The sequence below is a fragment of the Microbulbifer sp. ABM4_008 genome, assembly GCF_056311705.1.
Genome location: NZ_CM149970.1, coordinates 2131021 through 2157340 on the forward strand (window position 1 = coordinate 2131021; position 26320 = coordinate 2157340).

At 45.0% G+C, this 26320-nt stretch carries 19 protein-coding genes; 13 read left to right on the forward strand and 6 right to left on the reverse strand.

What is annotated here, in order from left to right:
* Positions 1-112 precede the first annotated feature (112 nt).
* The 3 genes from ACYX4J_RS09270 to ACYX4J_RS09280 all read left to right on the forward strand — a co-directional run bounded on the left by ACYX4J_RS09270 (position 113) and on the right by ACYX4J_RS09280 (position 2141).
* Positions 113-514 (forward strand): hypothetical protein, encoded by a 402-nt coding sequence (locus ACYX4J_RS09270; RefSeq protein WP_476178438.1) that lies wholly within the window; start codon positions 113-115, stop codon positions 512-514.
* Between the two features lie 436 nt (positions 515-950).
* Entirely contained in the window at positions 951-1529 is a 579-nt protein-coding gene (locus tag ACYX4J_RS09275; RefSeq protein WP_476178439.1) for a hypothetical protein, read from the forward strand.
* 138 nt (positions 1530-1667) lie between these two features.
* Positions 1668-2141, forward strand: coding sequence for a hypothetical protein (locus ACYX4J_RS09280; RefSeq protein WP_413665609.1), 474 nt, complete (start codon positions 1668-1670; stop codon positions 2139-2141).
* Between the two features lie 437 nt (positions 2142-2578).
* Here the strand turns inward: ACYX4J_RS09280 and ACYX4J_RS09285 are convergent, their stop codons facing one another.
* On the reverse strand, positions 2579-3265 hold the full coding sequence (locus tag ACYX4J_RS09285) for a sterol desaturase family protein (RefSeq protein ID WP_445358476.1): 687 nt from the start codon (positions 3263-3265) through the stop codon (positions 2579-2581).
* 119 nt (positions 3266-3384) lie between these two features.
* Between ACYX4J_RS09285 and ACYX4J_RS09290 the strand changes: the two genes are divergently transcribed.
* The 3 genes from ACYX4J_RS09290 to ACYX4J_RS09300 all read left to right on the forward strand — a co-directional run bounded on the left by ACYX4J_RS09290 (position 3385) and on the right by ACYX4J_RS09300 (position 6058).
* On the forward strand, positions 3385-4296 hold the full coding sequence (locus tag ACYX4J_RS09290) for a LysR substrate-binding domain-containing protein (protein WP_445358475.1): 912 nt from the start codon (positions 3385-3387) through the stop codon (positions 4294-4296).
* Positions 4297-4505: 209 nt separating this feature from the next.
* A complete protein-coding gene (lepB, locus tag ACYX4J_RS09295; protein ID WP_413665612.1) occupies positions 4506-5153 on the forward strand; it encodes a signal peptidase I in 648 nt (215 codons plus the stop codon).
* A gap of 101 nt (positions 5154-5254) precedes the next feature.
* Positions 5255-6058: an amidohydrolase family protein gene (locus ACYX4J_RS09300; RefSeq protein WP_413665613.1), complete on the forward strand. Its 804-nt coding sequence runs from the start codon at positions 5255-5257 to the stop codon at positions 6056-6058.
* 69 nt (positions 6059-6127) lie between these two features.
* Here the strand turns inward: ACYX4J_RS09300 and ACYX4J_RS09305 are convergent, their stop codons facing one another.
* The 3 genes from ACYX4J_RS09305 to phhA form a co-directional block, all read right to left on the reverse strand.
* Entirely contained in the window at positions 6128-7297 is a 1170-nt protein-coding gene (locus tag ACYX4J_RS09305) for a cation:proton antiporter domain-containing protein (protein ID WP_413665614.1), read from the reverse strand.
* A gap of 96 nt (positions 7298-7393) precedes the next feature.
* Positions 7394-7864 carry an Lrp/AsnC family transcriptional regulator gene (locus tag ACYX4J_RS09310; RefSeq protein ID WP_108733441.1) on the reverse strand — a complete coding sequence of 157 codons (471 nt, stop codon included), beginning with the start codon at positions 7862-7864 and terminating at the stop codon, positions 7394-7396.
* 268 nt (positions 7865-8132) lie between these two features.
* Positions 8133-8936 carry a phenylalanine 4-monooxygenase gene (phhA, locus tag ACYX4J_RS09315; protein WP_108733440.1) on the reverse strand — a complete coding sequence of 268 codons (804 nt, stop codon included), beginning with the start codon at positions 8934-8936 and terminating at the stop codon, positions 8133-8135.
* A gap of 196 nt (positions 8937-9132) precedes the next feature.
* Between phhA and ACYX4J_RS09320 the strand changes: the two genes are divergently transcribed.
* Positions 9133-10560 (forward strand): TyrR/PhhR family helix-turn-helix DNA-binding protein, encoded by a 1428-nt coding sequence (locus tag ACYX4J_RS09320; protein ID WP_476178440.1) that lies wholly within the window; start codon positions 9133-9135, stop codon positions 10558-10560.
* Between the two features lie 5 nt (positions 10561-10565).
* On the opposite strand, the gene ACYX4J_RS09325 is transcribed toward ACYX4J_RS09320, so the two are convergent.
* Entirely contained in the window at positions 10566-10883 is a 318-nt protein-coding gene (locus ACYX4J_RS09325; RefSeq protein WP_282932610.1) for an Mpo1-like protein, read from the reverse strand.
* Positions 10884-11159: 276 nt separating this feature from the next.
* Between ACYX4J_RS09325 and ACYX4J_RS09330 the strand changes: the two genes are divergently transcribed.
* The 4 genes from ACYX4J_RS09330 (at position 11160) to ACYX4J_RS09345 (ending at position 20814) form a co-directional block, all read left to right on the forward strand.
* Entirely contained in the window at positions 11160-12383 is a 1224-nt protein-coding gene (locus tag ACYX4J_RS09330; protein ID WP_476178441.1) for a CaiB/BaiF CoA transferase family protein, read from the forward strand.
* Positions 12384-12448: 65 nt separating this feature from the next.
* Positions 12449-12814, forward strand: a complete 366-nt coding sequence (locus ACYX4J_RS09335; RefSeq protein ID WP_476178442.1) for a VOC family protein — start codon at positions 12449-12451, stop codon at positions 12812-12814.
* A 652-nt stretch (positions 12815-13466) separates the two neighbouring features.
* Complete coding sequence (locus ACYX4J_RS09340; RefSeq protein WP_476178443.1) at positions 13467-20603, forward strand: FG-GAP-like repeat-containing protein; 7137 nt, start codon at positions 13467-13469, stop codon at positions 20601-20603.
* Between the two features lie 10 nt (positions 20604-20613).
* On the forward strand, positions 20614-20814 hold the full coding sequence (locus tag ACYX4J_RS09345; RefSeq protein ID WP_476178444.1) for a hypothetical protein: 201 nt from the start codon (positions 20614-20616) through the stop codon (positions 20812-20814).
* A 1702-nt stretch (positions 20815-22516) separates the two neighbouring features.
* Here ACYX4J_RS09345 and ACYX4J_RS09350 read toward each other — a convergent pair.
* On the reverse strand, positions 22517-22843 hold the full coding sequence (locus ACYX4J_RS09350; protein WP_476178445.1) for a hypothetical protein: 327 nt from the start codon (positions 22841-22843) through the stop codon (positions 22517-22519).
* A 481-nt stretch (positions 22844-23324) separates the two neighbouring features.
* Here ACYX4J_RS09350 and ACYX4J_RS09355 point away from each other — a divergent pair, with 481 nt between their 5' ends.
* Together ACYX4J_RS09355 and ACYX4J_RS09360 are read left to right on the forward strand one after the other, a co-directional pair.
* On the forward strand, positions 23325-24359 hold the full coding sequence (locus ACYX4J_RS09355; protein WP_476178446.1) for an IS481 family transposase: 1035 nt from the start codon (positions 23325-23327) through the stop codon (positions 24357-24359).
* 873 nt (positions 24360-25232) lie between these two features.
* Positions 25233-26120, forward strand: coding sequence for an AraC family transcriptional regulator (locus ACYX4J_RS09360; RefSeq protein WP_476178447.1), 888 nt, complete (start codon positions 25233-25235; stop codon positions 26118-26120).
* Positions 26121-26320: the final 200 nt, after the last annotated feature.

A 26320-nucleotide genomic window follows, 5' to 3' on the forward strand; every position in this document is an offset into this window, starting at 1 on the left:
CTTGGGAGAGGGAGCCTCCATGTGTAGGAAGAGGGTTTTAGTTGCTTTAGTGATATCTCTGCTTCTTGTTGGTTTTGGTTTCAGCTTTAAGCCACTAATAGAATCGTGGAGTATGCCTGCCAATGCTGGTGAGCATTTGCTAAGGTTCGACATAGGTGAGCTGAAAGAAAAGCGCTTTGTAATTATAGATAGTGGCTTTGATGGCTATTGGGGGCACTCGTATTTGATTTTAAAAGATAGGGGCGAGGTAAGAGTGTTTCTCTTGCTTACACGAGAAAATAGTTATCTGATGCCATCAAAACATCATTTGTGGAGTGCTTCCGGTTATTGCCAAATGCTTCAGATCAAGGATCAAGTGATTTCTTGCGAAGATGAAGATCTTTATGATTGGCAGAAAGAAGGCTGGAGGTGGAACTTGAAGGGTGAGAGTCTTTCAGGTGAGTTTGGAGCATTAGAAGTTATAGATTATGCCTATGAAGGGCGTTTCATTGTTATAGGTAAAAGCAGCAGATAAGTCGTGGTCAGACGAGCCTCTTTGCTGTTTCTATCATTTGTGTGAGCGATTAAGGAATGATCAATAGAGTGGTGTGGGGCGATGAATGATGCCTAGGTATGTTAAGCTGCTTAGCTTAGGGGAGCTTGAGCAGCTTTCAACTGAGAGACTTCTTGCCTACCTTCGTAAGCTCCATCAATGTGAAGACTCAGTTGACACTTCCGATTTTTGTGAGAGTGAGGCTGATATGCCGGGAGTGGTATTTTTTAAAGAATCAGATCAGTGGCGGAGCCAATACAAGTTAGTAAAAGAAATTTTATCGGCAAGGCCTCATATTGATAAGGTGATAAGAGTAAATGGCTAATGGATTTAGGTGCCGAACTGCAGGGTTGAGTCAACTACCGCTGTAAACTTAATCTCTCAAGGGGGGAGTGGAGCTAAAGGCCCTTAGCTGTATTTGCTTGATAAAGAGTTGTGTAGAAATGGAGTGCTATACGTGACAGATGAAGAGTTAATAACATTTATAGGCAAGAGTGTTGTTAATAACTGGGAATATATTGTAGGTATTTATTTTGCGTTACTAAGTGGCGGGGTTGCGTTATCCTGGATGATTTCCAATCTGATCCACAAAAAGGAAATTAAAGTCCTACAGTTAGAGATTACCCATCAAAAAGAAAGGTTTTCTCAATTTGAGTCAATTATGGAGCAGCGGATAGCATCCATCCAGTCAGAGGCTGAAATGCTGCAAAGGAAGATCAGCTTTGCTAGCCCGGCAGTTCCTGCGGCAATGCCACTGAGTGATCCCTTTGCTGATATTGAGCAGAGCGTTAGTCCTGATGTTGATTGTTTAGAATCTATGCAAAGACGGGATATTGAATATCTGGATATCCCTGCGCCTTTGAAGCGGTCAGCTCCACTTGAAGTTCGAGAGAAGGGCTTGGAGAAAGGGGATGTATCTGATTATAAGATGTTGTCCTTATTGGATAAAACTGATGCTGTTAATAGGACCCTCCGGGAAATAGAAGTTCCCTCTTAAGCCCTTACTTTGCTGGTTGGCAGCTTCATTCGTTCTGTTGATATTTTTTGGGGGTGGCTGCCACTACTGATACTGGTTTTGGGCATGTATAATTGGTGGATGCCTTTAGTAAGTAACGGAATGATTTTAGAGGGATGTATGGAAAAAATTTATAGAAATGGACTCAGTTCACGTGAGTCTGCCAAAAAAATCTTAACTGTCAATCTTGGTGTTATAGGTATTGCATTACTAGTTGCTCTTATCTTTACGCGTATGTTTGGCTCTTCAGCCGAGAGTGGTGAGTCAGATCTTACCTTTTGGACTTTTGTGATTTTAGGTTCTTTAGGTGTTATCGTTTATATATACCTTTCTTTGATACGATTACTTCCACTTGCAGAAATTAATGGAAATACACTAACGGTTTATACCGGAGTCTTTATAAAGAAGACTGTAGACCTTGATAAGGTAGAGAAAATAACGTTTCAATATAGCTCAGAAAAAGATCAAAGGATGAAGGTTAAGTATCCGCGGAAAATTGCAGAAGAGTTTACGATCAAGCAGTCAAATTGTTCAGTTAAGCAACTTTCCGAGTTTATTACCAATCGCTTTGATGTGAATGTTGCCTATACATAGTGGTACGAGCTTCTATGGTCCCTCTATTGCTGGATAAGCCTACAAGGCGGAACACCTTTTGGTGAGGTGTTCTGTCCAGTGTAGGAGGCAACTCAATGCTTAATTATCACAGCTCTTAGTTTCTCAGATTTTATTGTTGAATTTCTTGGCTGGTATAAGAATGCTGGCCAAGTCAACGCTGTATAATGTAATTGTCCTTTTGGTATTTATGGCCCCCTTTTTTCTGGTACGGATGTGCTTTAAATAGAGCAATCAGTTTAGTGGTGCGTTGTCCTGGGGAAAAGTTTGATCTCAAGGTCTTCCATGAGGAGTTTCTAAGTTTTGGTAATGCGCCAGTGCCAATTATCCGAGAGTTAATGCTGGCAAGATTACAGGAAGAAGATCAAGATCAAAGGCAGAACCTAGTGCGTAATAAGGTACAAGTAATCTACAAACTATCAGTCGCGAAAATCGTCAAAGGAATCCTGCGGCTCCCAATAGAAAGTGCCTAATAAAAGATCGAATAGCGGAAAAGTTAAATTGAAATTATAAATTTTCATTAGTTTACGGTGATGATGAATTCTGTGTAAGTGGGCTAACTCACGAAACACTGGCACTTTATGAAACCAGTGACTCTTGGGCTGGTGATAACCGATATGCATTAGCTCATAAGCCAGGTGATTTAATATCATGGTTGCTGCTGTGATATATCCCATATTACCTGAAGCCACCCAGGATAGAAAAAAACCACAAAGTGGTGCCAGAATAAAAGTGATAACAGCTGTTAGATAGATTGGAAACAGTACTATACGCCAATCACGAGTTGACTCAAAAGACAGCAAAGGTGCAGAAAAGAAACTGTGGTGATCGCCAGTATGCCTCTTGTAAAACAGTTTGGTAAATCTCAACTTATTATGCCCAGACCAGCGATGGGCGGCATACTCTACAGCGTTGTAAGCAAGAATTCCCAGTGGAATTATTAGCAGTTCATGCGCCCTCAGCTCACTTATCTGAAAACTACAGTAAATAGCACCGATTAGGCTGATCAGTAGAATACTCCCTAAATGGAACCAGCCGCTATAGCGGCTTTGGGCATAGGCTCTATATTGCTCTCTGAAAGCCGCCGTATCATGCATGTTCGACATATTTCACCTGACTTTTTATAGTATTTACGGTTTTTCATGCTATTGACGATAAATATAATCAGGGACATCATGTATCGTCTAATAAATAATTATTAAATGCATTATTCATCAGGTTGATAATGTCTACGCACCTTAGATCACTGGATTTAAATCTGCTTCCCGTTTTTGAAGCACTTATGATTGAGCGAAACCTGACCAGAGCTGCAGTAAAACTGCATATGAGCCAACCGGCCGTTAGTGCTGCCCTCAAGCGGTTGAGAGCTACTTATGAAGATGAGCTTTTTATACGGACCGCTAGGGGATTGCGCCCCACTGAACGCGCACTGGTACTGCACCCCTCTATTCACCAGGCACTCAACACCGTCCGTTCAGGCTTCCAGCAAACGTCTTTTGATTACCGGAAAGCAGAGCAGGAATTCTCCGTCGTTATGCCCGATGTGGTGGAAACTCTGATGATCCCCGGCTTCTGTAAATGGCTTCGAGAATTTGCACCCGGCATAAGGCTTACTGTACTCCCCGATGAGTCAGAAATGACAGCCAGAATGGTGAGTAATGGGGAAGTAGACTTAATCATTGACTACCTACCTGTCAATTCCCCCAGCTATGTTAACCAGCCTATCGCAGAAGAAGAGCTTGTGGTTATTGTCAGCAAACATAATAAAAATGTGGGTGAGACAATCAGTGAAAAAAAATTCCAATCGCTGCCACAAGTATCCCTATTAAGAGGAAACCCTATGGGCTCTCCAATGGAAAGGCTAGCCAGGCCCAGAAAGTTACAGCGTAATATTTGTTTACGAGTCCCACACCTCTCGTCTTTCCCCTATGTGGTTTGCACAACCGATTTAATTGGCGTTGTACCAGCAAGAATGATGATTTCAAGCTATTATAAAGAGCTTCCCATACGTATGCTCAAACTGCCAATGGCATTTCCAAAGGTAGTGCTTCAGCTCACCTGGCATAAGTCGCAGACAACAAATCCAGCTCATCGATGGCTAAGGGAAAAAATTTTGGAGCTTTATCCGAGTTTATAAACGCTGTGTAATACGAGTGCCCTTTGATATTTATGGCTCCCTTTTAGTACGGATGTGCTGCAAATAGGGTAATCCTTTTCGAACGTTCTGATAAGGATAATGTCCCACCTAATGAAGGCTAGAGGCTGATTTTTTAGTTTTCAGAGGTTCTGTTATTTCTGAGTGATCAGTTGTAAGTGGTGCGTTGCCCTGGGAAAGGAGTTTAGGGAATGAGTGGGTTTAGTTTTAAGGGTGCGGTAAGAAACAACCGCGGTGCAATATTGTTTCTATTTCTTATGTACTTTTTCAAGTCAGCGTATGCCGATTGGTCTCCAGTACCAAGTGGGTCTATGGAGCCTACTATTCATCCTGGTGATTTTTTGTGGGTAGATAAGACGAGCTATGGGCCAAGTTTATTTTTCTTCAATAAGCAAGTTGCTCAATGGGGGAACCCTTCCAGAGGAGATGTTATTACCTTTTTGCCACCTCACACTGATCAACTATATGTGAAGCGTGTAATAGGCGTCCCTGGTGATAGCTTACGTATTGAAGGGGCGAATGTGTTTGTTAATGGAGCTCAGCTTGAGTATCACCTGGAAAGTGGGGTGGGTTCGGACATCCTGGGTAGGGAAGTCATTGATGGCAGGGAGCATCAGTTCAAGCTTAGTGGTAATAAGAAATTGCCATATATTGGGAAGACTATTGAGATCCCTGAAGGTAAGTACTTTGTCATGGGAGATCATCGCAACGATAGCTTGGATTCGAGATATTGGGGCTTGGTTGACCGTGATAGGGTTATGGGCAAAGTTACATCTTTAGCGTTTTCCTTTTCTAAGGAGAGAGATTTCTTTAGTAGTGTGGCGATGCCTCTCAAGTAAATAGCCAATAAATTTTCTTTAAAAGGGTGCAGCTGTTCACTGGTAATACTTGTGCTACCAGAGAATAGAGGGAAGGCTTGCAATAGCAGGGAGTTGCTAACATGAAAGTGATTGATGTTTGGGCCCAGCATCCTACAGAGCGTTTTCTTGCTGAACCTTTCTTTGATACTTTGAAGCGTTGGATGGGGCAGGATTTTAAAGAAGTGCCCCTTGAGTGGACCCTGTCAGCTATGGATATGGCAGATGTGTCCAAGTCATTGATTTCTGCTTGGCATGGGCCGAGCGGAGCCTTGATAAGCAATGATGAAGTACTGGATCTTACTTTAACTCATCCTGACAGGTTTTGCGGTCTGGCATCAGTGGACTTGCGAAAGCCAGTAGAGGCTGTGCAAACCCTGCGCAAGTACGTTTTGGAACATGACTTTAAAGGGCTGCGCATTGTGCAGTGGCTCTGGGAGTTGCCTTGTACTCACCCTTTGTATTATCCGCTATATGCGGCTTGTGTTGAGCTGGGGGTGCCAGTTTGTTTGCAAGTGGGCCTTACCGGGCCGTTGCGTAGCTCTGATTCTGGCCGTCCTGCCCATATTGAGCGGATTGCTCTCGATTTTCCCGATCTAAAGATTGTCTGCGGCCATATTGGGTATCCTTGGCACAATGAAATGATTGCTTTTGCGACCAAGTTTCCCAATGTCTACATAGATACTTCTGCTTATAAGCCAAAAAGATACCCCCGTGAGTTGGTTTCATTTATCAAGTCTCACGGTAAGAATAAGGTGATGTTCGGGACTAATTATCCCATGCTGACACCGGAGATGTGCTTAAAGGAAATGCACCTTCTGGAGTTGGAGGATGAGGTTGCGGAACTCTTCTTGTATAAGAATGCAGAGAGAGTGTTTAAGCTTTAATAAGCTGTCACCATTGTTAGTCGATTGCAGTGGTCTGCTAAATCCCGCTACAGGAAGAGACTAAGAGGTTTAGTCTCTTCGCAACTCATCCTTGATTGCAATGGGATTGGGAAAGTTCATCACCACAATGTAAGACGACACCAGGAATGTAAGGATCGCGGTTGCCTGGATTAAATGTGATGCTGCGCTGCCAATCAGGTTTTGTGTATAAGCGAGCAGGGCGATTAACAGGGAAAATTCACTAATTTGCCCAAGTCGAAATCCAATATCCCACGAGAGCACTTTGTGCTCACTGCGATTTCCAAGCAGGAAGTGAAATACAACGGGTTTTATTACCAGAACTGCGGCGGCTGTGACCAGGGCAGGAAGTAGAATTTCGGGCAGCATGGCCAGCTTGAATTGCGCTCCGAGGCTGAAAAAGAACAGGATCAGGAAGAAGTCTCGCAGAGGTTTAAGGCTGAGGGCGATGTACTGTGAAATCCGGCTGGCAGCCAGCGTGATACCACCAATAAATGCGCCGATCTCTCTTGAAAGGCCAACAACTTCCGCCAGCTCTGCCATTCCCATGCACCATCCAAGTGCCATTAAGAATACGTATTCGTGAAAGCGGTCAAAGCGGGTAAAAAGTGGTAATAAAATATATTTTACTATTAGCCAAGCAAAAAGTATCAGCAGTGGTAGCGATCCAAAGGAGAGAGCCAATTGCCAGATCTGTTCGTCGCCGGTGTTATCACTCAGCAGTACCATTAGGCAGACTATTGCCACAAAGTCCTGAAAAAGAAGAAGTCCCACCATAAGTTCACCCAAGTGCTTGTGGTGAAGTACGGTCGTGGGAAGCAGTTTGATACCGATAATGGTGCTAGAGAACATCAGCGCCATGCCGATTACCCAGGATTCAACGGTAGTAAATCCAAACAGCAAGCCTATGCCAAAGCCAAGGCCGAGGAAGATCGCACAGCTTACAACTCCCACAAATGTAGCTTTGCGTAATACAGCTACCAGCGCTTGAGGTTGCATATCCAGCCCCAACAGGAAGAGCAGGAAGATAATCCCAACGCTGGACATATCGGATAGAAGTTGCAGGTTATCGATTACTGCAAAGCCGGATGGGCCGAGTAAAACACCGAGAGCGATGTAAGCGACCAGAAGCGGTTGTCGTCCAAAAAGAGCCAGTGAGGCAACAATTGCTGCGCCACTAAAGATCAAGAAGAATGATTGGAAAAGGGAGCTGTCCGCCACAGGCCATCCTTGTGTGTGAGCGAGATTTAACCATTATCCATAGATGTGCGAACAGCTGAAAGAGCTATGTGCCTACCAAGTGGTTGTGCTGAGACCTTATTCACCGGATGGAATCGGTAACTCGGTAGTGCTTTTGATCTGTTCCAAGGCAAAGTTGGAGACAATATCGCTGATGCCGACATGCCGGATTAACTCCTTGTAAAAGCGGTCGTAGGCCGTGATATCGCTAACTACCACTCGCAACAGGTAATCGTAGTCGCCTGCCATACGGTAGCAAGCCACTACCTCTGGCAGCTGTGCCATATGTTCGGCAAAGTTGTCGGCCCACTCCGGTGTGTGCTGGTCAGTTTTAACCTGGGCAAACACTGAGACCGGAAGTCCTAAAATCTCGGCATTAAGCAAGGCGACTTTGCGTCGAATGATGCCGCTCTTTTCCAGTTTCTGCACCCTGCGCCAGCATGGGGTTTTTGTCAGGCCCACACGCTCCGCCAGCTCCTCGATCGAAAGGCTGACGTCAGATTGCAGAATCGCAAGAAGTTTTCTATCAATCGCGTCAAGTGAGGACATAGTGCTATGCGCTCCCTATAAGGTAGGGGTTTTGTGTCCTTGCGCTGATTGCATTGCCTCCCTGGCTACCCCTAACGGTATTTGGGCGAGTGGGTGTGGGGGCTATTGGATGAAAGTCATCGAACTACCATCACACCTACTGCAGATACGATAGGCTCAGGGGGAGAGTGCTGGTAGTGGAATTTCCCTAGATGTGCAACGCTTCTGGGGGAGCTTTTTAGTAGAGGTAAGATTGGGCGGAAGTTGGCCGCCCAATCTTGAATGCAGATCAGGCTGCGTCTTTGGGCGGGAAGCGGGGTTCGAATAGTCCCAGCTCAATGGCCTCGCGGACCTTGGCCATCAGGTCAATTTCTGTCAGTTCCTGCAGCTGTTGCAAGCTGTTGAGAACATAGTAAATGGGTTGAACAATATCGATGCGATATGGGGTGCGCAGTGCGGTAACCGCGTCTAAATCGTAGCGCTCTGGTTGGTGACTCAGTGCGTAGAGTGTCTCTTTCGGGGAAGACAGAATGCCGCCACCGTAAATGCGCAAACCATCGTCGGTGTTCAGCAGGCCGAACTCCACTGTAAACCAATAGAGGCGGGCTAAATAGGCGCGCTCTTTAGGCGAGGCTTTAAGGCCCAGTTGTCCGTATTTTTGCGTGAAGTTTGCAAATGCTGGGTTGGTGAGCATGGCGCAGTGGCCAAAAATCTCGTGGAAGATGTCTGGTTCTTGCAGATAATCAAATTCTTCGGGAGTGCGTATAAAGGTAGCAACTGGGAATTTGCGATCCGCTAGAAGGCCGAAAAAGGTTTCGAAGCCGATAAGGGCGGGAACCCGGGCGACTTCCCAGCCAGTTTCCCTGCGCAGCACGCTGGAGATTTCTTCGAGCTGGGGGATGCGGTCTTTCGGTAGGTCCAACAGCTCCAGGCCGTGCATATATTCATCGCAGGCGCGGCCAGGTAAGACATCCAGTTGGCGTTCAATCAGACGCTGCCAAGTTTGGTGTTCAAGGTCGGTATACTCGATAAAGCCGTCTTCATTGGGCTCACGGGCAACGTACTTGCTTGCCTTCTTTGCTTCTTTCTTCATGAATGTCTCTCCTGCGGCTCGGTAGCTCTCGCTGATTCCCAGTGCCCAGCACCTGCCGCTGAACCTGTTGTTGTTATGTTTCGACCTCTATTTTTAGCCAGGCGTGCCCTTGGTGGGGAGAGGTAGCGGCGAGCTATTGCGCCTTCCGGGGAGTTCAAATTACACTTTCTGTAAATATTTCTTTACAGGTGACGCTGTGCGGGTAGAGATTACTTGTGCAAATCGTGTCGGCATTTTGCACGAAATAATGCAAATTTTCGGAAAATATCGGATAAATGTGACCTCTGGTGAGCTCGGGGGGGACAGTGGAGATAAGGTCTATCTGATAGCGCCCGGGATGCTTGCCACTCAATACCAGACTATCGAGAAGTCCCTGCACCAGGTTCCTGGAGTTAAGCGGGTGCGGAGGATCTCTCTATTGCCTCTGGAGCGACGTCATTTCGAGTTGGACACTTTGCTGAGTCATGTGACTGATCCGGTTCTTAGTGTGGATCGCGAGGGCAGGGTGGTCGCTGCCAATCTGGCAGCGGCAAGGGCTTTCGGTGTGAGCTTGGACAAGGTGCCTGGTCTACAGCTGCAGAGATTCCTGCCGCTTATGCAGGTCGCAGAATTGCTGCGGGATTTTGCAGTGCCTCGCTACGGACTGCCTCTGGTGGTAAGGGGGCAGAGCTTTCGTGTGGACTGGTCCCCGATCACTCTGGAGGGAAATCCCGGAGCGGTTGACTCACTGGCTGGGGCGGTACTGCGTTTACAGCCTTGGGATAGCAGCGAGTTTGTCACTGAGCTGCCAAGACCGATGGTGTTGTGGGATTTTGATTTGCGTCGAAGGAGTTGCCTCCAGTTACAGGACTTATCTGAACTCAGTGCACCTCTGTTGATACTGGGTGAGCGGGGCACAGGAAAGACAACGTTTGCCTGTGCGGTGCATTACCTCTCCCCATCGGCCTCAAGGGCTGATTGCTATCGAATTATCCCCCGTGACGGCACTATGCAGCTGCCTTCACATCTTCGTCGAACGGGTACTTTGATTCTTGAGGATATACATACTCTCAAAACAGAAGCTCAAGTTGATTTATTGAGAAAACTCCGCAATTTGCCGGCATCGCTGAGATTGGTGGCCACCGCTATTGATAGGGAATCTATTGCGCCGCCACTTGCACAGCTGTTTTCGTCGTTAGCGATGTCCTTGCCCCCGTTGCGAAATATGCGACCGGTTCTGCCGCGCTATGCCAGTACTTTAATGCGCCAGGAGTCTCCAGAGGCTAGTGAGCTCAATTTTGATAGCGAGGTGATGGAGTTGATCAAACTCCATGACTGGCCGGATAACTTCAACGGCCTCAGGGACTATTTAATGGCCGCATCCAGTCAATGCTTGATTAGAGGGGCGGCGTCGATCAGTTGCGCGGATGTGCCGGATTTAATGGTTAAGGCGGAACTTCCCTGGCGGGACTGGAGCCGTGGACTTACCTATAAGGAAATGATGGAGCAGCTGGAGAGGGCGTTGCTGGCGGATATTATCAAAGGTCACTCCTCAACCAGGGAGTTGGCTAAGGAGCTGGGTATTTCTCATACCGCTGTGGCCAACAAATTGCGGAAATACGGCTTGTCGGCCAATAAAAAATAGTTTGTTTAGCGGTCGATTCGTCCGATCAGCATATCTTTAAACATGACAAAGTCCCCGATAAAACTGTAGAACGGATACTTGAAGGTTGCCGGGCGGTTGTTTTCAAAGAAAAAGTGCCCGATCCATGCAAACCCGTAGCCTGCGACAGGAGTAACTGCCAGCCACAACATATTGGAAGTTACTACAGCCGCAATTATTGTCGCGAACACCAGACTGGTACCAAAGAAGTGCAGCCGACGACAGGTGAGGTTGCTATGTTCCTGTAAGTAGAATGGATAAAACTCGCGAAAAGATTCAAATTTTTGAGCTTCTATTGCGGCCATGCTGTGCCTCCTTATTTTTATTGCACAATCAGGGAAGCCGCTGAACAAATCCGTAACATCTCTGCGTTGCGAATTCTTGCAAGGTCCAGGCATTGCTGCGAGGTCGCGCCTTAACTATGAATCGCTCCGTAAGCTAGACGTATCGCGGGTTTATTCAGAGACTCCTAAGTTTAAGACGAATATCTACAGACGCCAATCAGGGCGCGGGCACAAATTATCTGTTAGGCTGCCGCAAAAATATGCGGTTAACCCGCAAGTAAGCGATATGAGGAAGTTATGGCAGGTCCACTCGCACACTTAAAGGTACTCGATTTAAGTCGTATTCTCGCCGGACCCTGGGCTGGGCAGGTATTTGCTGATTTTGGGGCTGAGGTTATTAAAGTAGAGCGGCCGGAACGAGGGGATGATACTCGCCACTGGGGCCCTCCCTACCTAAAAGATGAGAAGGGAAATGACACGGCTGATGCCGCTTACTACCTAAGTGCCAATCGCGGAAAAAAATCAGTTACTGTTGATATCACTACTGAAGATGGCCAGGCCTTGATCAAGGAGATGGCAGCCCGATGCGATATTCTTCTTGAAAACTACAAAGTAGATGGGCTGAAAAAGTACGGCCTGGATTATGAGTCCATCAAGGCGATCAATCCTGGTGTTATCTATTGCTCGATCACAGGTTTTGGGCAAACTGGCCCGTACAAAAATCGAGCAGGCTATGATGCGATGATCCAGGGGATGGGTGGTCTGATGAGTATTACCGGTGTGCCGGAAGGGCAACCGGGTGCGGGCCCGCAAAAGGTGGGGGTGGCAGTAGCGGACCTGATGACGGGGATGTACGCGGTATCTTCTGTATTGGCGGCTGTTATTCACCGACAGCATACGGGTGTTGGCCAGCATATTGACCTCGCCTTGTTGGATACCCAAGTATCCTGGTTGGCTAACCAAGCTCAAAACTACCTCACTTCTGGTAAAAGCCCTGAGCGACAGGGTACCGGCCATCCCAATATAGTCCCCTACCAGGCAGTCCCCTCAAAAGATGGCTATTTTATGTTGGCAGTGGGTAATGATGACCAGTTTAAACGCTTCTGTGGAATCGCTGGTGTACAGGATCTGGCAGAAAACCCCGCCTATGGGACTAATTCAGCGCGGGTTATGGCCCGTGAAGAATTGGTGCCTCAGATTGAAGCTGCGACTCGTAAGCACGAATCCGCTTGGTGGCTCCAGCATCTTAGTGATGCTCATGTTCCCTGTGGGCCTATCAATACATTGGAGGAGGTTTTTGCTGATCCTCAAGTACAGGCCCGAGGTATGGTGGTTGAGCAGGATCATCCGGAAGCTGGAAAGGTGAAGACCGTGCGCAACCCTGTAATCTTCTCCGAGTCCGCACTCGACTACACTCAGGCGCCGCCAGTATTGGGTGAGCACACTGAGGAAGTATTGCGAGATTTGCTTGGCAAAAGTGACGAGCAAGTAGAAGAGTTGCGGAACAAGAGTATTGTGTAAGTTATAGATAGATGACTTGCTGATAATCAGGCACAAGGATGTGCCTTGTAAATTAGGGAAAACAGATGGAACTCGACCACGTCAATATTACTGCTCCTATGGAAACCCTAAAGCGGGTACGGGACTTCTATGCCCAGGTTCTCGGTCTGACCGAGGGTGAGAGGCCAAATTTCAAGCGTAATGGATTTTGGCTCTATGGCAATGGTAGGGCTATTTTGCATTTAATAGATGGTGAGGTGAGTGGTGACCAGCCTGAGAAACCCTACCTGGATCACATAGCTTTCCGTACAGATGCGCTTGAGCCGGTTAAGCAGCGTCTGGATGCATTGGGAGTCTCCAATCACCTAATGGATGTGCCCGGACGCAATGTACGGCAATTGGTATTTTTTGATCCGGTAGGAATTAAAGTTGAGGTTAATTCTCAAGTGTGATCATGTCCGAGATATACTAATCGCTATTGCATCTGTTCTTAGCAGTATTTGTTGACTATATGAGTACTTATTAGGCTCAAGAATAGTGCGCTTTTTATGGGTAAAGCTAATGCTCTAAAAAGTACCCCAAATAGCTATCGTTATAACTAATGAAAAGCTGCAGCAATCTAATATTTAAATGATCTTCTGAAGTTTCTATTTTGTATATTATAAAACTTATCAAATAGAAAAATTCTCAATTTGCTCTGTTTTTTGGGGTAATATCTTTATGGGTAATATGTTCCTTTTTGTAGGGTTTTGTTAGATCTTAATACCTCACCTAAAAACTCTGATCGGTGCTTGAGTTTAGACTTGCCATTCACTAATGCGAAATTTTGTGTCTTGTATATTTCGCCTTTAATAGACTGAAAGTGCTCACCACTAATTTAATTGTGAATTATTTTTTTGCGCTTAAATATTAAGACGGGTTTTTTTTTTAGTAAATACTCTACTAGGTTTGTTGGTCACGAGCCTGAGGGAATTAATAGTTATAAATGTGCTTGCCTCAGCTGGATGTATTTCGTACATTGCGCGGCTTTGACGATTAGAGCTAACTTTTTCTTGTTAGTTCATAAAAATATGTTTTGGGGCCGGTTGTTCCGGGTTTGACTCTATGCGTTCCGTTATTGGTCTCCTGTGCTTATTAGTTACAGGTATGCTTTCTGTTACTGCAAATTCTTCAACTGGAATACGGGAGAATGGCTATAAGATTTACCTCGGAGATATTGATGGTGACGGACGCGAAGATCTATATTTTGAATACCATCGTCCGGTAATTCTTTTACATGGGGACATTTCCACTCCGGTAGTGATGCCGCAGTTGCCGAATTTTGTTCTGTACTTAAAGTTTGGTAGTGAAGATTATGAAGATCCGAGAGAAATAACATTATCGGAGTCGGAGGTCGCGGATCTCCAGCCCTTAGATGATGATCTTTCTGTGGTGGGGGATTTTAATGGTGATGGTCTTTCCGACTTATTGGTGCTAACAACCATGCCATTGGTTATCCATGCCGAGGGGGATGGTTTACCTGAGCTAGTTCAAGTCTTATCTATCGAGAATCGTGATGATGACATCTCTTATGCTGCTGCAATCCTTACTAATGTAAACCCGAATTCTATAGCTGTTAAGGATCATAATAGTGACGGTAGGGATGATATTTCTGCTGGAAACTTTATATTTGAAGCGGATGAGAGTGGCACTTTTAGTAGCTATACGACACCAGACAATATTCTAACTCCCAACATGGCAGGTGCCTCTGGCGGTCAGTTTAGGGTGAATGAATCTGGTGCTGCTACTTACTCTGTTCCGATAGTCACCGCAGCGGGCACCGCTGGTGTTGTACCTGAGGTTTCGCTGAACTATAGCAGTAGCGGGGGCAATGGTCTTGTTGGTAAGGGCTGGGCTATTGGTGGTCTTTCGGGTATTTCCCGATGTCGACAAACCCTATCTATTGATGGCAATGTGGGACCAATTAACTGGACCGAATCCGATAGGTTTTGCCTTGATGGGCAGCGCTTAATAAATGTAAGCAATTTGCAATATGGTGCTCAGGGTGCGGTTTATAAGACAGAAATGGACTCCTTTGCAAAGATTACCTCTATTGGTGGCAGTCTTGGCAAGCCAGCTTATTTCAAGGTGGAGCGTAAGGACGGATCAGTTAGCTACTATGGGGAAAGCAGTGATTCGAAACAACTTGTGGGAGATCACGTTCTTACCTGGGCGCAAAGTCGTTTTGAAGACAGTGTCGGTAATCATATCGAGTTCGTTTATGAGGGTAGTTCGGAAACAGGGCATCGCGTTAAGTTCATCCGTTATGCTTATGGCTCCGGCACCTATCAGGCAGAAATAGAGTTTGTCTACGAAGCTCGTCCTGAGTACCTCCGGGGCTTTACTTCAGGTTTTGAATTAACTACCACTAAGCGGCTGGAGAAAATTATTTCAAAATCCAGTGAGAGTGTAATTCGCGAGTATAATCTGGAGTATAAACCGGTTCTGCCTTTTATTCCTGTCGATAATTATGACGATAGAACCTCATTACTAACGTCATTACAGGAGTGCGTAAATTCTAAATGCCTTCCGGCAATCAGTTTCGATTGGTTGCAGGCACCGTGGCGACAATATGGCCCTCAATCAGAAGCAATAGACTTCTCCCCAACTAAAAATCGTTTTCTAAGCGATTATAAATACGCAGACTTTAATGGCGATGGTAAGCAGGACATCGTTTGGATTGAGGGATACAGTGACGATGGAAGTGACACTGATATCCGTGTTAAATACGCAATTTCATACGGTTCAACGTTTGTTAAGCAGAGTTTTACCGGTGGAGTGTTTAGCTCTGAATACTATACCAGCTCTAATGTTGGTAAGGGTTTTGCCGTTCGAGTATTAGATTACAATGGTGATGGCCGCCATGATTTAGCAATTTATAACCCCCGTACAGCCTATGGGATTTCTGGTAATTACTGGCATATTTTCTTAAGCCGTTACGATAGTGGGAGTCAGCGCTGGAAACTGGATTCAAGGCCAATCAGTACGGGAAGATCCAATAAAGATGTAATTTTTGCCGACTTCAATGGAGATGGTTTGGCGGACTACATCTCAGTTTCTTACAGTAGTAGTTCTGGAGCAAAAGTACTCGTTCGTTTGCTCGAGGCTTCTGGAGAGGCGGCTTCATCTGACCAGTTCTATAAGTTCAGTGATGATTACATCACCTATCCATTAAATATTTCTGGCGCTAGCAGTATGAATTCCGGCAGCCGTGTTCCAGATACCCTGGGGGATTTTAATGGCGACGGTGCAATGGATATTGTGGTGGCAACCTCTGAGGGGTTTGAGGTTGCAACTTTTGATCAGGATGCTGGGGAGTTCAACTCCATGGGCATCCTTTCAACTACCAATACGACCAAAAGTCCAATCGCAGTAGACATTAATGGTGATGGCCTTACTGATATTGCCTATACCTCGGATTCAGGTAGCTTACACGGCCAGTTAAGCACCGGTACAGGCTTTGTTTTCCTGGGCTATCTGGGCGGTAGTAGAGGTACTTTTGTAGACCTTAATAACGATGGCTATCAAGATTTTGTCTGGCCTTCTTCCAGTAGTGATACGGTTTATGCTCGATTCTTCGATCAAAATACTGGCGATTTTGTTGAGTTAGGTGATCGTAAGAAATTTGATTCCGTCCCCCCCTGTTTCTCTTCACTCAAAGAACTTAATCTTGCCTGCGGCGGCCTGGAAGATAATGATTTAATTTGGTTTGCAGACACTGACGGCGACGGAGAGCCTGATTACCACCGATATGACAATTCTAGTGGTAAAGTCTATACCCGACTGGATAATACCCTTGACTCCCAATACAAAACTACTCCGCGAAACGTTATTCATAAAATTGATAATGGCCTAGGAAATATCACCCAAGTCACCTATGAAAACATGGTGAGCGATGGGGTCTACTCTCGCCTGGATGTATCGACAGAAGGCAGTATTGATGCTTTTTATACTGCGCTAAATGGAAAATGGACACTGCCTAGTGGCAGTCATACCCTGGGTAAGGATAAGCCGGTATTAGATATATTGAGTCCCATGTATCTGGTTTCTAAAGTTGAGAGTTCCGCTCCAGTCGCCAGCGCCACCCCTGGCTCAGTAAACCAGACTTCTCTAAGTTCGGTGTCCTATCACTACCATCAAATGAAGCTCCAGGCAGCGGGCCGGGGTATGCTGGGCTTCCAGAAAATCAGTACCACCGATAATCAAACAGGTGTGGTCACGGAAACTACATACCGTCAGGATTTCCCATTTGTAGGTATGCCGCTGCAAACAGAAACCCGCTCAAAAGAGGGGCAACTTCTAAGTAAGGCTGAGAACAACTGGCGTTTGCAGGGCTGGAGTGGCAGTGGTCAACCGCAAGCACCTTACCAGCCGTATATTTATGAGGCGGTAGAAGAAACCTACGATCTTAAAGACGAAGGTACCGCTCAGGGAGGCTTACTGCAAGTCGTTACCACTACTAACAGTTATGATGCCTATGGCAATGTGCTCAGTATCACCTTAGTCACTGAAGACGGTGTCTCTGGTGAGCAATTTACCAAGAAAACAGAAAATACTTACGGAAGCTCTACCTGGGAAAAAGAGAAAGGCCGACTTGTTAGCTCAAAAGTGACAAACACTCGCCCTGGCATGTCTAGCCATATACGGGAATCGGCATTTACTTATTACTCATCAGGTATCCACCAAGGGCTGTTGAAGACTGAAATCATTGAGCCAAATCAATCACAGTACAAGCAGACAACGTCCTATGAATATGACGATTTTGGCAATGTTAATAAAAAGACAGTAGCGGCTTCCGGTGAAGAAGAGCGTAGTGCAACTACGGTGTATGACCTTTCCGGTCGATTTGTATCGGAAAGCTATAACGCGCTCGGCCACCTGACAGAGAAAGTGGTTTCTCGCAATCAATTTGGCGCTCCACTGGAAATTCAGGGAATGAATGGTCTGGTAACGGTATTTGCCTATGATCAATTTGGTCGGGAGACGATTAGCCGAAGCAATACTGGTGCTGACAAAATCACTGAATATGAGCGCTGTGTAATCGGGTGCCCAGCTGGTGGCCAATATATGGTTACCATCAGTAGTAGTACTGGCAGCTGGAGCAGGGAGTACTTTGATTCGTTAGGCCGTTCTATTCGTACTGAAACCAAGGGGTTTAACCAGAGAATCTACGCCGACAAAGAGTATGACAATCTAGGTCGGGTGAAATTTACCAGCGAACCTTACTTCTCTGGTGATACACGACTATGGTCTGAGATGGAGTATGACCTGCTCGGCCGTCCAACCCGAGTAACTACTCCAGATGATGCTGAGTCGACTATTTCATATGCAGGTCTTAAGACCATTACTACAAATGATAAAGGTCAGCAGAAATTTGAGACAAAAAATGTCGCTGGAGAACTGATTGAAGTTGTCGATGCTATAGACGGCCGCCTTACTTATGAGTACGACAGTCAGGGTAATCTGCATAAAGCCAAGTCATGGGGTAAGGTGAATAGTGCCGGTAGTCATATTGATGAAGGCGATGATCTCAACTATCCCATTGTGGTCACCATCGAGTATGACGATCTAGGCCGTAAAATCAGCATGGATGACCCTGATAAGGGAGACTGGCAATACGAATATACGGGTTACGGTGAGCTTAAAAAGCAAACCAATGCAAATGGCCATACTGTAGAGTTCACCTATGACAAGTTGGGTCGGCAGTCGACTCGTACCGAAAAGTCGAAGGGTGACTCTGCTCCAACCAGCGATGTCGCTTGGTTCTATGACAGCGCTACCAATGGCCTGGGACAGGTAGAGATGGTCATGGACAGCGTCTCAGGTTACCAGGCGGTGTATCAGTATGACTATGTTGGTCGAAACCATATTCAGGCCGTGGATTTTGATGGGGATGGCTCCCAACCCTCCTATATCTCTACCACTGTGTTTGATGGCCATGGGCGTATTGAATACAGCTATGATGCCTTGGACAGTATGCTCGATGGCGGTAAGTCAGGCACTCAGAATTTTTACAACACCTATGGTTATCTTTACAAGATCGTAGATCTGGCTACTGGAGACCTAATCCAAGAGGCGAAAGACCAAACCGCTCGTGGTCAGTTGAAAGAACAGCTGCTTGGCAACGGAGCCACCACGAGCTTCAGCTACGAAAGTACGACCGGTCGATTGCTGAACCAGACCTCCACTGTATTGGGCGCCTTTGGCATTCAAAATATCACTTATCAGTGGGACACCCTGGGCAACCTTACTAGCCGCCACAACCAAAGTGGTAAGAAGGATCTGCGTGAGAGTTTCTGTTACGACAACCTTAACCGCCTGATAAAAACCCATGTCGGTAGCAGTAGCTTTAGTTGCAGTGGTCTCAGTACCTCTGAACAGGATATTCGTTATAACGCGATCGGCAATATCACTTATAAGGCTGGCGTAGGGGATTATGTCTACGGTGAGAATGGGGCAGGGCCACATGCCGTGACAACAGCCGGCGGCGTTAGCTACAACTACGATGCCAATGGCAATATGACCGCAGATGGTTTCGACGGTGGTCGGACTATTAGTTACACCACTTTCGATAAAGCCTCCCTGATCAAAAAGGGCAACAGCACCACAGAGTTCCTCTATGGTCCTAACCATAGTCGGTATTACCGCAAGGACAGCAATAGTAATAATGGCGAAGTGACGGAGACCTGGTATATCGGTGGTATCGAGCGTGTCCAAAAGTCCAGTACTCCCAATGAAATTGAATGGAAGCGGCACTTGGGTGGTACAGCTATCTATACCGTAAAAACGGATCTGGATTATAAGGTGCTATCCACGGACAAGCTGTTCTTGTACAAAGATCATCTGGGTTCCATGGATCTGATTACCGATGAGGCTGGTACTGTAGTGCAGGAGATGTCCTTCGATGCCTGGGGGCAACGTAGGGATACGACTAGCTGGAATGCACTCTCTCTCACAGCGCTATCGAGCTTCGATCACAGCCGAACCACCCGTGGTTACACCGGCCATGAAATGCTGGATGAGGTGGGCCTGATTCATATGAATGGCCGCATCTATGATCCGCGTTTAGGACGCTTTATGCAGGCTGATCCATTTATTCAGGCTGCTGCGGATACGCAGATGTACAACCGCTATAGTTATGTGCGGAATAATCCGTTGAATGCTAGTGATCCCAGTGGATATTTCTTAGATAAGCTGTGGAAGGAGGTAAAGCCATACATAGGAGCGGTTGCAGGTATTGTACTGACAATTTGGCAGCCATGGTTAGGTCCAGGTTTGTGGCAGAGCTTCGTGTATGGTGCTATTGCTGGGGGGATTGGCGCTGGAGTCAATGGAGGAAATGTTTTTAGGGGAGCACTAATGGGTGGTGTCAGTGCTATGGCCTTCTATGGGGTAGCAAAAGGGTTCGAGCATCTGCGAGTTACAAAAGACACGCAATACGCATTAAGAGCCGGTAAAAACCTTTACCTTTCACCGACAAATTTTTCTAAATTGGCTTTGGCTCAAGGGGCTGTGGGTGGTGTGATGTCTATCCTTCAAGGAGGAAAATTTGGGCATGGCTTTGCAAGTGCTGGTCTTACTAAGTTCGCAACCCCTGGGGTTTTAAGTTTTGATAATGTCGTAGCAGAAAGTTTGGCATCCGGTGTAGTAGGGGGGACGATTTCGGAAATAACTGGTGGGAAGTTTGCGAACGGTGCTGCTTCGGGGGCTTTCCTTTATGCATTTAATGCATTAAGTTCAGACTTGAAAGAGAATACACAAAATGAGGCTTTTAGAGAGCAAAGCATCTGTAAAGGTAGCTGTCACGGTTATGATGGTACGCCGGGTAGGGCGATGACGCCAGCGGAAGAGTCCCTTTTGTATAGTGGTGCTGCTGTAATAATTACCTTTCCTGTATCTGGCAGTTTAGCTCTATTAACTACTACGGGGAAAGTGATTCAACTATCTGTTCAAGGTCAAACAGTAGCAAGAACAGTGGCTGCAGCTGGTCAAGCTAAGACAATGCAGGCAGCTAAAACTGTTCAGATGTTGGCTGCGGATGCAGCTGTAACGACTTCTTCAGTTACTGTTCCTATTATATTGAACCCAACGGTTCAGCAAAATGTATTTGATTTTACTGAGGGGTTATTGGTTCCTGGCCCCCCCCCTCTAACGCCAGCGGGTATTTTAGGGTCGGCAACAAGTGAAGTTTTATCTGAATAGGTTGATTATAATGAAATCAAATGACATTTTATTTTTGCTGATGGGGATTGCGGTATCTGTATTTGGGGTGAAAATCATTCTTCATCCAGAGTATGAAAGCTTCCGTTTTGGTTCTGTAAATTTTGGTGGATATCACCAAGAGATTGGTTTTGTCATCTTGGGTATAGGCGCATTGGCTATTTTTAGTGTTCTTAGAAAAATTAATCGCTAGTGCGATAGCGCCATAAATGAGTGAGAGATATGCCGATAAAGCTGCCCCTCAAAGCTATTTAGTGCATTGAGGCTTACCATACAGTCAGCTCTATTACGGTTGTTTTATTGTTTTAATGTAGTCTAAGATTCGAAAATGGTTTTGTAAAAATATAAGTCAAAAGTTCCTAGTTTTTCTGTTTTAGCATTTTTGATTTTTGCCAGTTTTATTGCATTGTTAGGATTTTGTAAGTGCACAAAATGGAATTCTAATTAATGCCTAGGAGGGAGAAACGCTTAAAAATAGAGAATTGGGATCTAATTGCCAATCTAATGATTACTCTTGATACCCGCAGATTGTACGGGTGAGCCAGTTACGCTTTTAGTATCAGTTCTGGCTTCTTTTCCTTTTTGATTTAGGGGTAAGGGAGATTGAAAATCTGGGGATTTGTATTCAGGCTTTGGAAAGCACTGTTTTTAGATAAAAAATTGGACATTGTGCTGTCAAGTTTTTGGAGTAGAGCTGGATTAGCAAGGAGTAGGTAAGAGCAGGCGCCGATAGTCGCCTATACCGAACCCAACGTTTATTTGGCTAGGTACTGGCTTAATGATGCAGAACTCCCAGTGCTCCGAGATAAATCGGCAGGGATTGGAGATAAAAGCACTTTATCCGATAAGGTCTATTAAACTGCTGGGCCCCGAGAGTGCTGTCCGGAAACGGTCAGCGTTAAGCGTTTACAGGGGAAAACGCAGACTCAGTATTGGGCTCCGAAAACATGATTTTATATCGCCGATTTTGTTGGGTGATAAGGAAGGTGGCAGATAGAAGTACGTTTTCTGCGAGTAACTATTGTCTTCGGGGTTAATTGATCTGGCGCATGTGTTGATATCTTTTGTTCTGAACTTGAGATACCCTGCAAGTAATTCGTGTGTGTACCAAACTGGTAGGGTCCGGTGAAGCCATTTTTGGCGGGCAGATATTTTTACTTGAGATGGATTAAGGGGTAATTTTAAATGGTGAGCTTGGATAAGATAGCCCAAACTGGGACACCCATAGATTAAGAGGAGAATAAGAGCACCTCGATAGTCATTATTTCCTCTTGGCTAAAGTTTCAAAGGGTGCTGGTTGGCGATTTTCACCTTTCTACGACCAGAATTCATGGTTTCGTATTCTGTTGGGTGCAAAGAGACTTCACAAACAAGTTATAAAGGTAGCAGCTACCGATCAATGATCGAATGTACGCTGAAAATTTATTTATGCTTAGTTTTGGGGTGTAAATAGAAAGTAATGGTGATGCAGCAATAATGTGCCTGTTCGACTCAGTGCTATAGGTTTTTTACAATGTGTTAATACAAGGTCTACTACCCTCTCAAATTTGCCAAGAATTTATTAAAATAGTAACAGGTATAGACTTTGTATATGTAAATGCTCAAAGTTATATGAGGTTCGGTAAAACATTACCTGGTTGCTTTAGAGCTAGGCAGTAGCTGGATGGAGAGTGGCTACTACATTTTTAGTGGTTTAGACGTCCATTTTATATGAAGTAAAGGGTTGGCGGTGTTTAAAAAAGCCTTGCGCCAGGACCAATATTACTGGCAAGAAAAGTATATTCTTTATGAAAATATATGTTTCAGCTGATTTGGGGGAGGGCGGCAAGCTAGCTGCTAATTAGTCATGCCGCAAGTATATCTTTACTAAATAACAAAATATTTAGTAGAGAATTTTAAATATACCCATATTCTACCGCATAAATTCTACAGTAGCTGTTTGACGATCCGCTCCACAAATCATCATCGTAGCCGCGAATAGTGATTGCAAGCCCTGCATGATAGGCGGAAATCAGTAAGCTTAGATTGGAAGAGTATCCCGGTCTAGTTTCATCGATCCAGTATCCTCCTGAACAATCATCACCATTTTCTTCAAGAACTATAGAGATAACTTGATTGTGGTAGGATGTAATACGCTTAATCTTAGAGGATGGGGATCGCTCAATACCTGCAAAGGCAGATTGTGCGGTCAGGGCAAACAATAAAACTAGAATGGTTCTCATGGTAAAAATCACGAAAAGATAATTAATAATCCTTGATGGATAATGTGATCGGAATCCTATCCAGAAGAGTGAATTGTATATCTTTTGTCCTTTCTAGGGAAGCTGTTTTACACGGATTGCCCAAGTGGAATTCGTTACTCAATAGCATCCTTTGGCCTGATGTCGATATCAGATTTGGATTGAATAACGTGTCAGGTAATGGGCAGAGTAGGGTGTAAAATAAAGCCTCTTTGAGGGGCGTTCTATATTTCAAATTGCCAGATTGGTAAAAGCCCTCATTTACGATTTAGATCATTAAAAGTTGCGCTGAACTTATCAAGGAGCTAGCAGAGCGACTTCAGAAAGCTCAATTATCTCGTATATGAGGTTGAGTTGATATGTATTAGTTCAGACCAAATCTGACACATCCTCTTGAAAAAGAGGGGTTTACCGGTTTTGATGAAGGTGCCTAAACCTAAAAACAAAACCAAGGATAAACCCCATGATCCATACTAATGATCGTATCATCAAACACAAGACCGGATTGCTCAATCTTGCAGAAGAGCTTGGCAACATCTCAAAAGCTTGCAAGATGCTTGGTGTATCGAGAGACACTTTCTATCGGTACAAGGAAGCTGCTTCAAGTGGCGGTGTGGACGCCCTTCTTGAAAAGAGTCGACGGGTGCCTAACCACAAGAACCGTGTTGACACAGCAATTGAAGAGGCCGTGTTGACTTATGCCCTCCAAGAGCCTGCCCATGGACAGGTTCGAGTCTCCAATGAGCTACGTAAACGTGGCGTATTCGTGTCCCCCAGTGGTATTCGGAGTATCTGGTTACGGAACGACCTGGCTAACTTCAAGTTACGATTAAAAGCACTTGAAGCCAAGGTGGCTAAGGAGGGGCTAATCCTCACGGAGTCGCAGGTTCAGGCCTTGGAAAGAAAGCGACATGATGATGAAGCCTGCGGGGAAATTGATACTCAACACCCCGGCTATCTAGGTTCTCAGGACACCTTCTATGTAGGAACATTTAAGGGGGTTGGGCGTGTTTACCAACAAACCTATGTCGACACCTATGCAAAGGTAGCCCATTGCAAGTTGTACACCACTAAGACGCCAATCACAGCAGTAGATCTTCTGAATGATCGTGTATTACCGTTTTACGCCATGCATGATCTGCCGGTGTTGCGTATTTTGACTGACCGCGGTACTGAATATTGCGGTAAGCTGGAGCAGCATGATTATCAGTTGTACTTGAACATCAACGAGATAGAACATACCAAGACAAAAGCCAGGCACCCACAAACAAATGGTATCTGTGAGCGCTTCCATAAAACTATATTACAAGAGTTCTACCAGCCATCGTTACGACGAAAGATCTATGGATCAATAGAAGAGCTACAAAAGGATCTGGACGAATGGCTCGTATATTACAATAATGATCGAACTCATCAGGGTAAAAAGTGTTGTGGTCGCACACCGATGGTAACCCTTGAAGAGGGTAAAAGTATCTGGAAGGAGAAACTCGTAAACTGAATTTGACCTGACAGAGTACCTTCTGAAAAACTGGTAACTGTCAGATCAAGTCTGAACTACTACAGTTGATAAATTCTATAACTTTGCGTTGCTTATACTTGTGATGCTAGAAATTGTACGAATATAATATTGTTCTAGGTTAATTTAATTATATGTATTTTTTGTGGGTGAGCTAATTCTTTGCTTGCGGAATCTTAAGGTTGTTTTTTAAATTTTATTGCACAATATAGCGTTCTAGTCGAACATCGATGATATAGATTTTTTATATGATCCTCTTTCTTGCAGTAATTTAGTCTTGACTGTCTGACATTTCGAGAAAATTTTTACTCTTGAGATGGCGTGTCAGTACAGGTGCTTGTTTTGTAAAAGGTGGGTTAAGCCATAATCTATCAGGTTTAAGACTCTGATTAATACCACATTAAGGGGTCTTGGCTTGCAAGTTTACATTCCCCTCCAGCAAGCCATGGCTATTCTGTCTAAGGCTGGGCTTGCACCTCCAGGTGAACTTTCATTTAATTAGCCATATAAGTAATCAAAGGTATATAACAATGACTTCTTGGTCACTCGCTTGGGGTTGTGGGCGCCAAAAAGACGTGGAGAGTAAACTCCAGTGACAAATTGCTTATACCGTCAACTTGTGCACTTGCAGTCAGCAAGGTACGTAAAGATATTAAGCAACTATTCAGAGTCTCCCTAGACTATTGTTTTCGGGAATTTTTGCTAGAACACATTCTTTATGGACACCCATTTTAACTTGATTATTTGCCTGGGAAGTACTAGGTGTCACCTGCGATTGTTTTTTTTACAGGTTGAAAAATTGATGGACTTCATGTTTTATTGCTAATAAATATCTCCTGTTAAAGATAATAATTTATGCCAGATAGTGAAGAATCAGTTGTATTTAAAATACAAGGGAAAATGGTAATTGGTCAGCGTAAATTCAGGGCACCGTTAAGTTATCAAGACCGTTTAGTTGATGAGGCAAGACTGGTTTACGTTATCAGTGGCTGTTCAACCCTGGTTTGTGGTGATGAAACCCTCACCTTGAGTCCAGGTGCCACTGTGCTAATGAAGACAGATAATTTTATTAATCAGTGGCATGAAGATGGAATAAACAATGAAATTAATTTCATCGGTTTTCGGTTAACGTCAGAGCTATTACAGCGACTCTACCCAAGTGGTATGCCTGATGTCTTTGGTAATAATGGCGAAAGTAGGGCTGCTGTTAAGGAGGATAATAAGTGCAATAATCAGCCCCCCTCGGCTGAGCGCCTGCAGGAATCTGTACTGCTCTCCAATTATATGCGTAGCATAATTGACTATATCCAGCAGCCAGAAGTATTCAGTGAGCCACTGGTGGTATTAAAAGTTAGAGAATTAGTAGAGCTCATCCCCAGGCTCGATAGCAGTGGAACGGTTGTGAAGATGTTGGGGCAGTTGTTCATCAGGCAACAGCCTAAACTTCAGGAAGTGGTGCAAGCTCACTTATACTCCTCTCTGAAGCTGGCGGATTTAGCTTTTCTATGCCATATGAGCGAGTCAACATTTACTCGTAAATTTAAGCAAGTCTATGGCAGTAGTGCCACGAAATATATTACCTCGAAACGGATGGAGAAAGCACAGCAGCTGATTCTCAATAGCGATCTTAGCCTGACTGAAGTTGCTTTGGAGTGTGGTTTTGATGAGCTTAGTTACTTCTCCCGGGTGTTCAAGCAGCACTATCAAGTAGCCCCTTCCCAAATGCGTAAAAAGGCGATTTGACGGATTTGTACAAATCCTTGACTGGATGTTCCAAGTAAAGTGTTGGCTTGCTGGTTAATCTAGTCCTTGTCTTAACAGCGTACTTTTCTAACGATATGTCGTTATATTTAAACCCTCTTGTTATTGAGGGGCTAAAGAATGAATACATGCTCATTGCAGGTGCTAATGGTGATGTTGGTTTTACGTTTAGCCCGATGAGC

Coding starts and splice junctions, on each gene's coding strand:
- ACYX4J_RS09280 (WP_413665609.1), top strand. CDS start 1,668: ATGGAAAAAATTTATAGAAATGGACTCAGTTCACGTGAGTCTGCCAAA.
- ACYX4J_RS09335 (WP_476178442.1), top strand. CDS start 12,449: ATGGAACTCGACCACGTCAATATTACTGCTCCTATGGAAACCCTAAAG.
- lepB (WP_413665612.1), top strand. CDS start 4,506: ATGAGTGGGTTTAGTTTTAAGGGTGCGGTAAGAAACAACCGCGGTGCA.
- ACYX4J_RS09270 (WP_476178438.1), top strand. CDS start 113: ATGCCTGCCAATGCTGGTGAGCATTTGCTAAGGTTCGACATAGGTGAG.
- ACYX4J_RS09345 (WP_476178444.1), top strand. CDS start 20,614: ATGAAATCAAATGACATTTTATTTTTGCTGATGGGGATTGCGGTATCT.
- ACYX4J_RS09300 (WP_413665613.1), top strand. CDS start 5,255: ATGAAAGTGATTGATGTTTGGGCCCAGCATCCTACAGAGCGTTTTCTT.
- ACYX4J_RS09350 (WP_476178445.1), bottom strand. CDS start 22,843: ATGAGAACCATTCTAGTTTTATTGTTTGCCCTGACCGCACAATCTGCC.
- ACYX4J_RS09330 (WP_476178441.1), top strand. CDS start 11,160: ATGGCAGGTCCACTCGCACACTTAAAGGTACTCGATTTAAGTCGTATT.
- ACYX4J_RS09360 (WP_476178447.1), top strand. CDS start 25,233: ATGCCAGATAGTGAAGAATCAGTTGTATTTAAAATACAAGGGAAAATG.
- ACYX4J_RS09340 (WP_476178443.1), top strand. CDS start 13,467: ATGCGTTCCGTTATTGGTCTCCTGTGCTTATTAGTTACAGGTATGCTT.
- ACYX4J_RS09355 (WP_476178446.1), top strand. CDS start 23,325: ATGATCCATACTAATGATCGTATCATCAAACACAAGACCGGATTGCTC.
- ACYX4J_RS09285 (WP_445358476.1), bottom strand. CDS start 3,265: ATGTCGAACATGCATGATACGGCGGCTTTCAGAGAGCAATATAGAGCC.
- phhA (WP_108733440.1), bottom strand. CDS start 8,936: ATGAAGAAAGAAGCAAAGAAGGCAAGCAAGTACGTTGCCCGTGAGCCC.
- ACYX4J_RS09310 (WP_108733441.1), bottom strand. CDS start 7,864: ATGTCCTCACTTGACGCGATTGATAGAAAACTTCTTGCGATTCTGCAA.
- ACYX4J_RS09290 (WP_445358475.1), top strand. CDS start 3,385: ATGTCTACGCACCTTAGATCACTGGATTTAAATCTGCTTCCCGTTTTT.
- ACYX4J_RS09325 (WP_282932610.1), bottom strand. CDS start 10,883: ATGGCCGCAATAGAAGCTCAAAAATTTGAATCTTTTCGCGAGTTTTAT.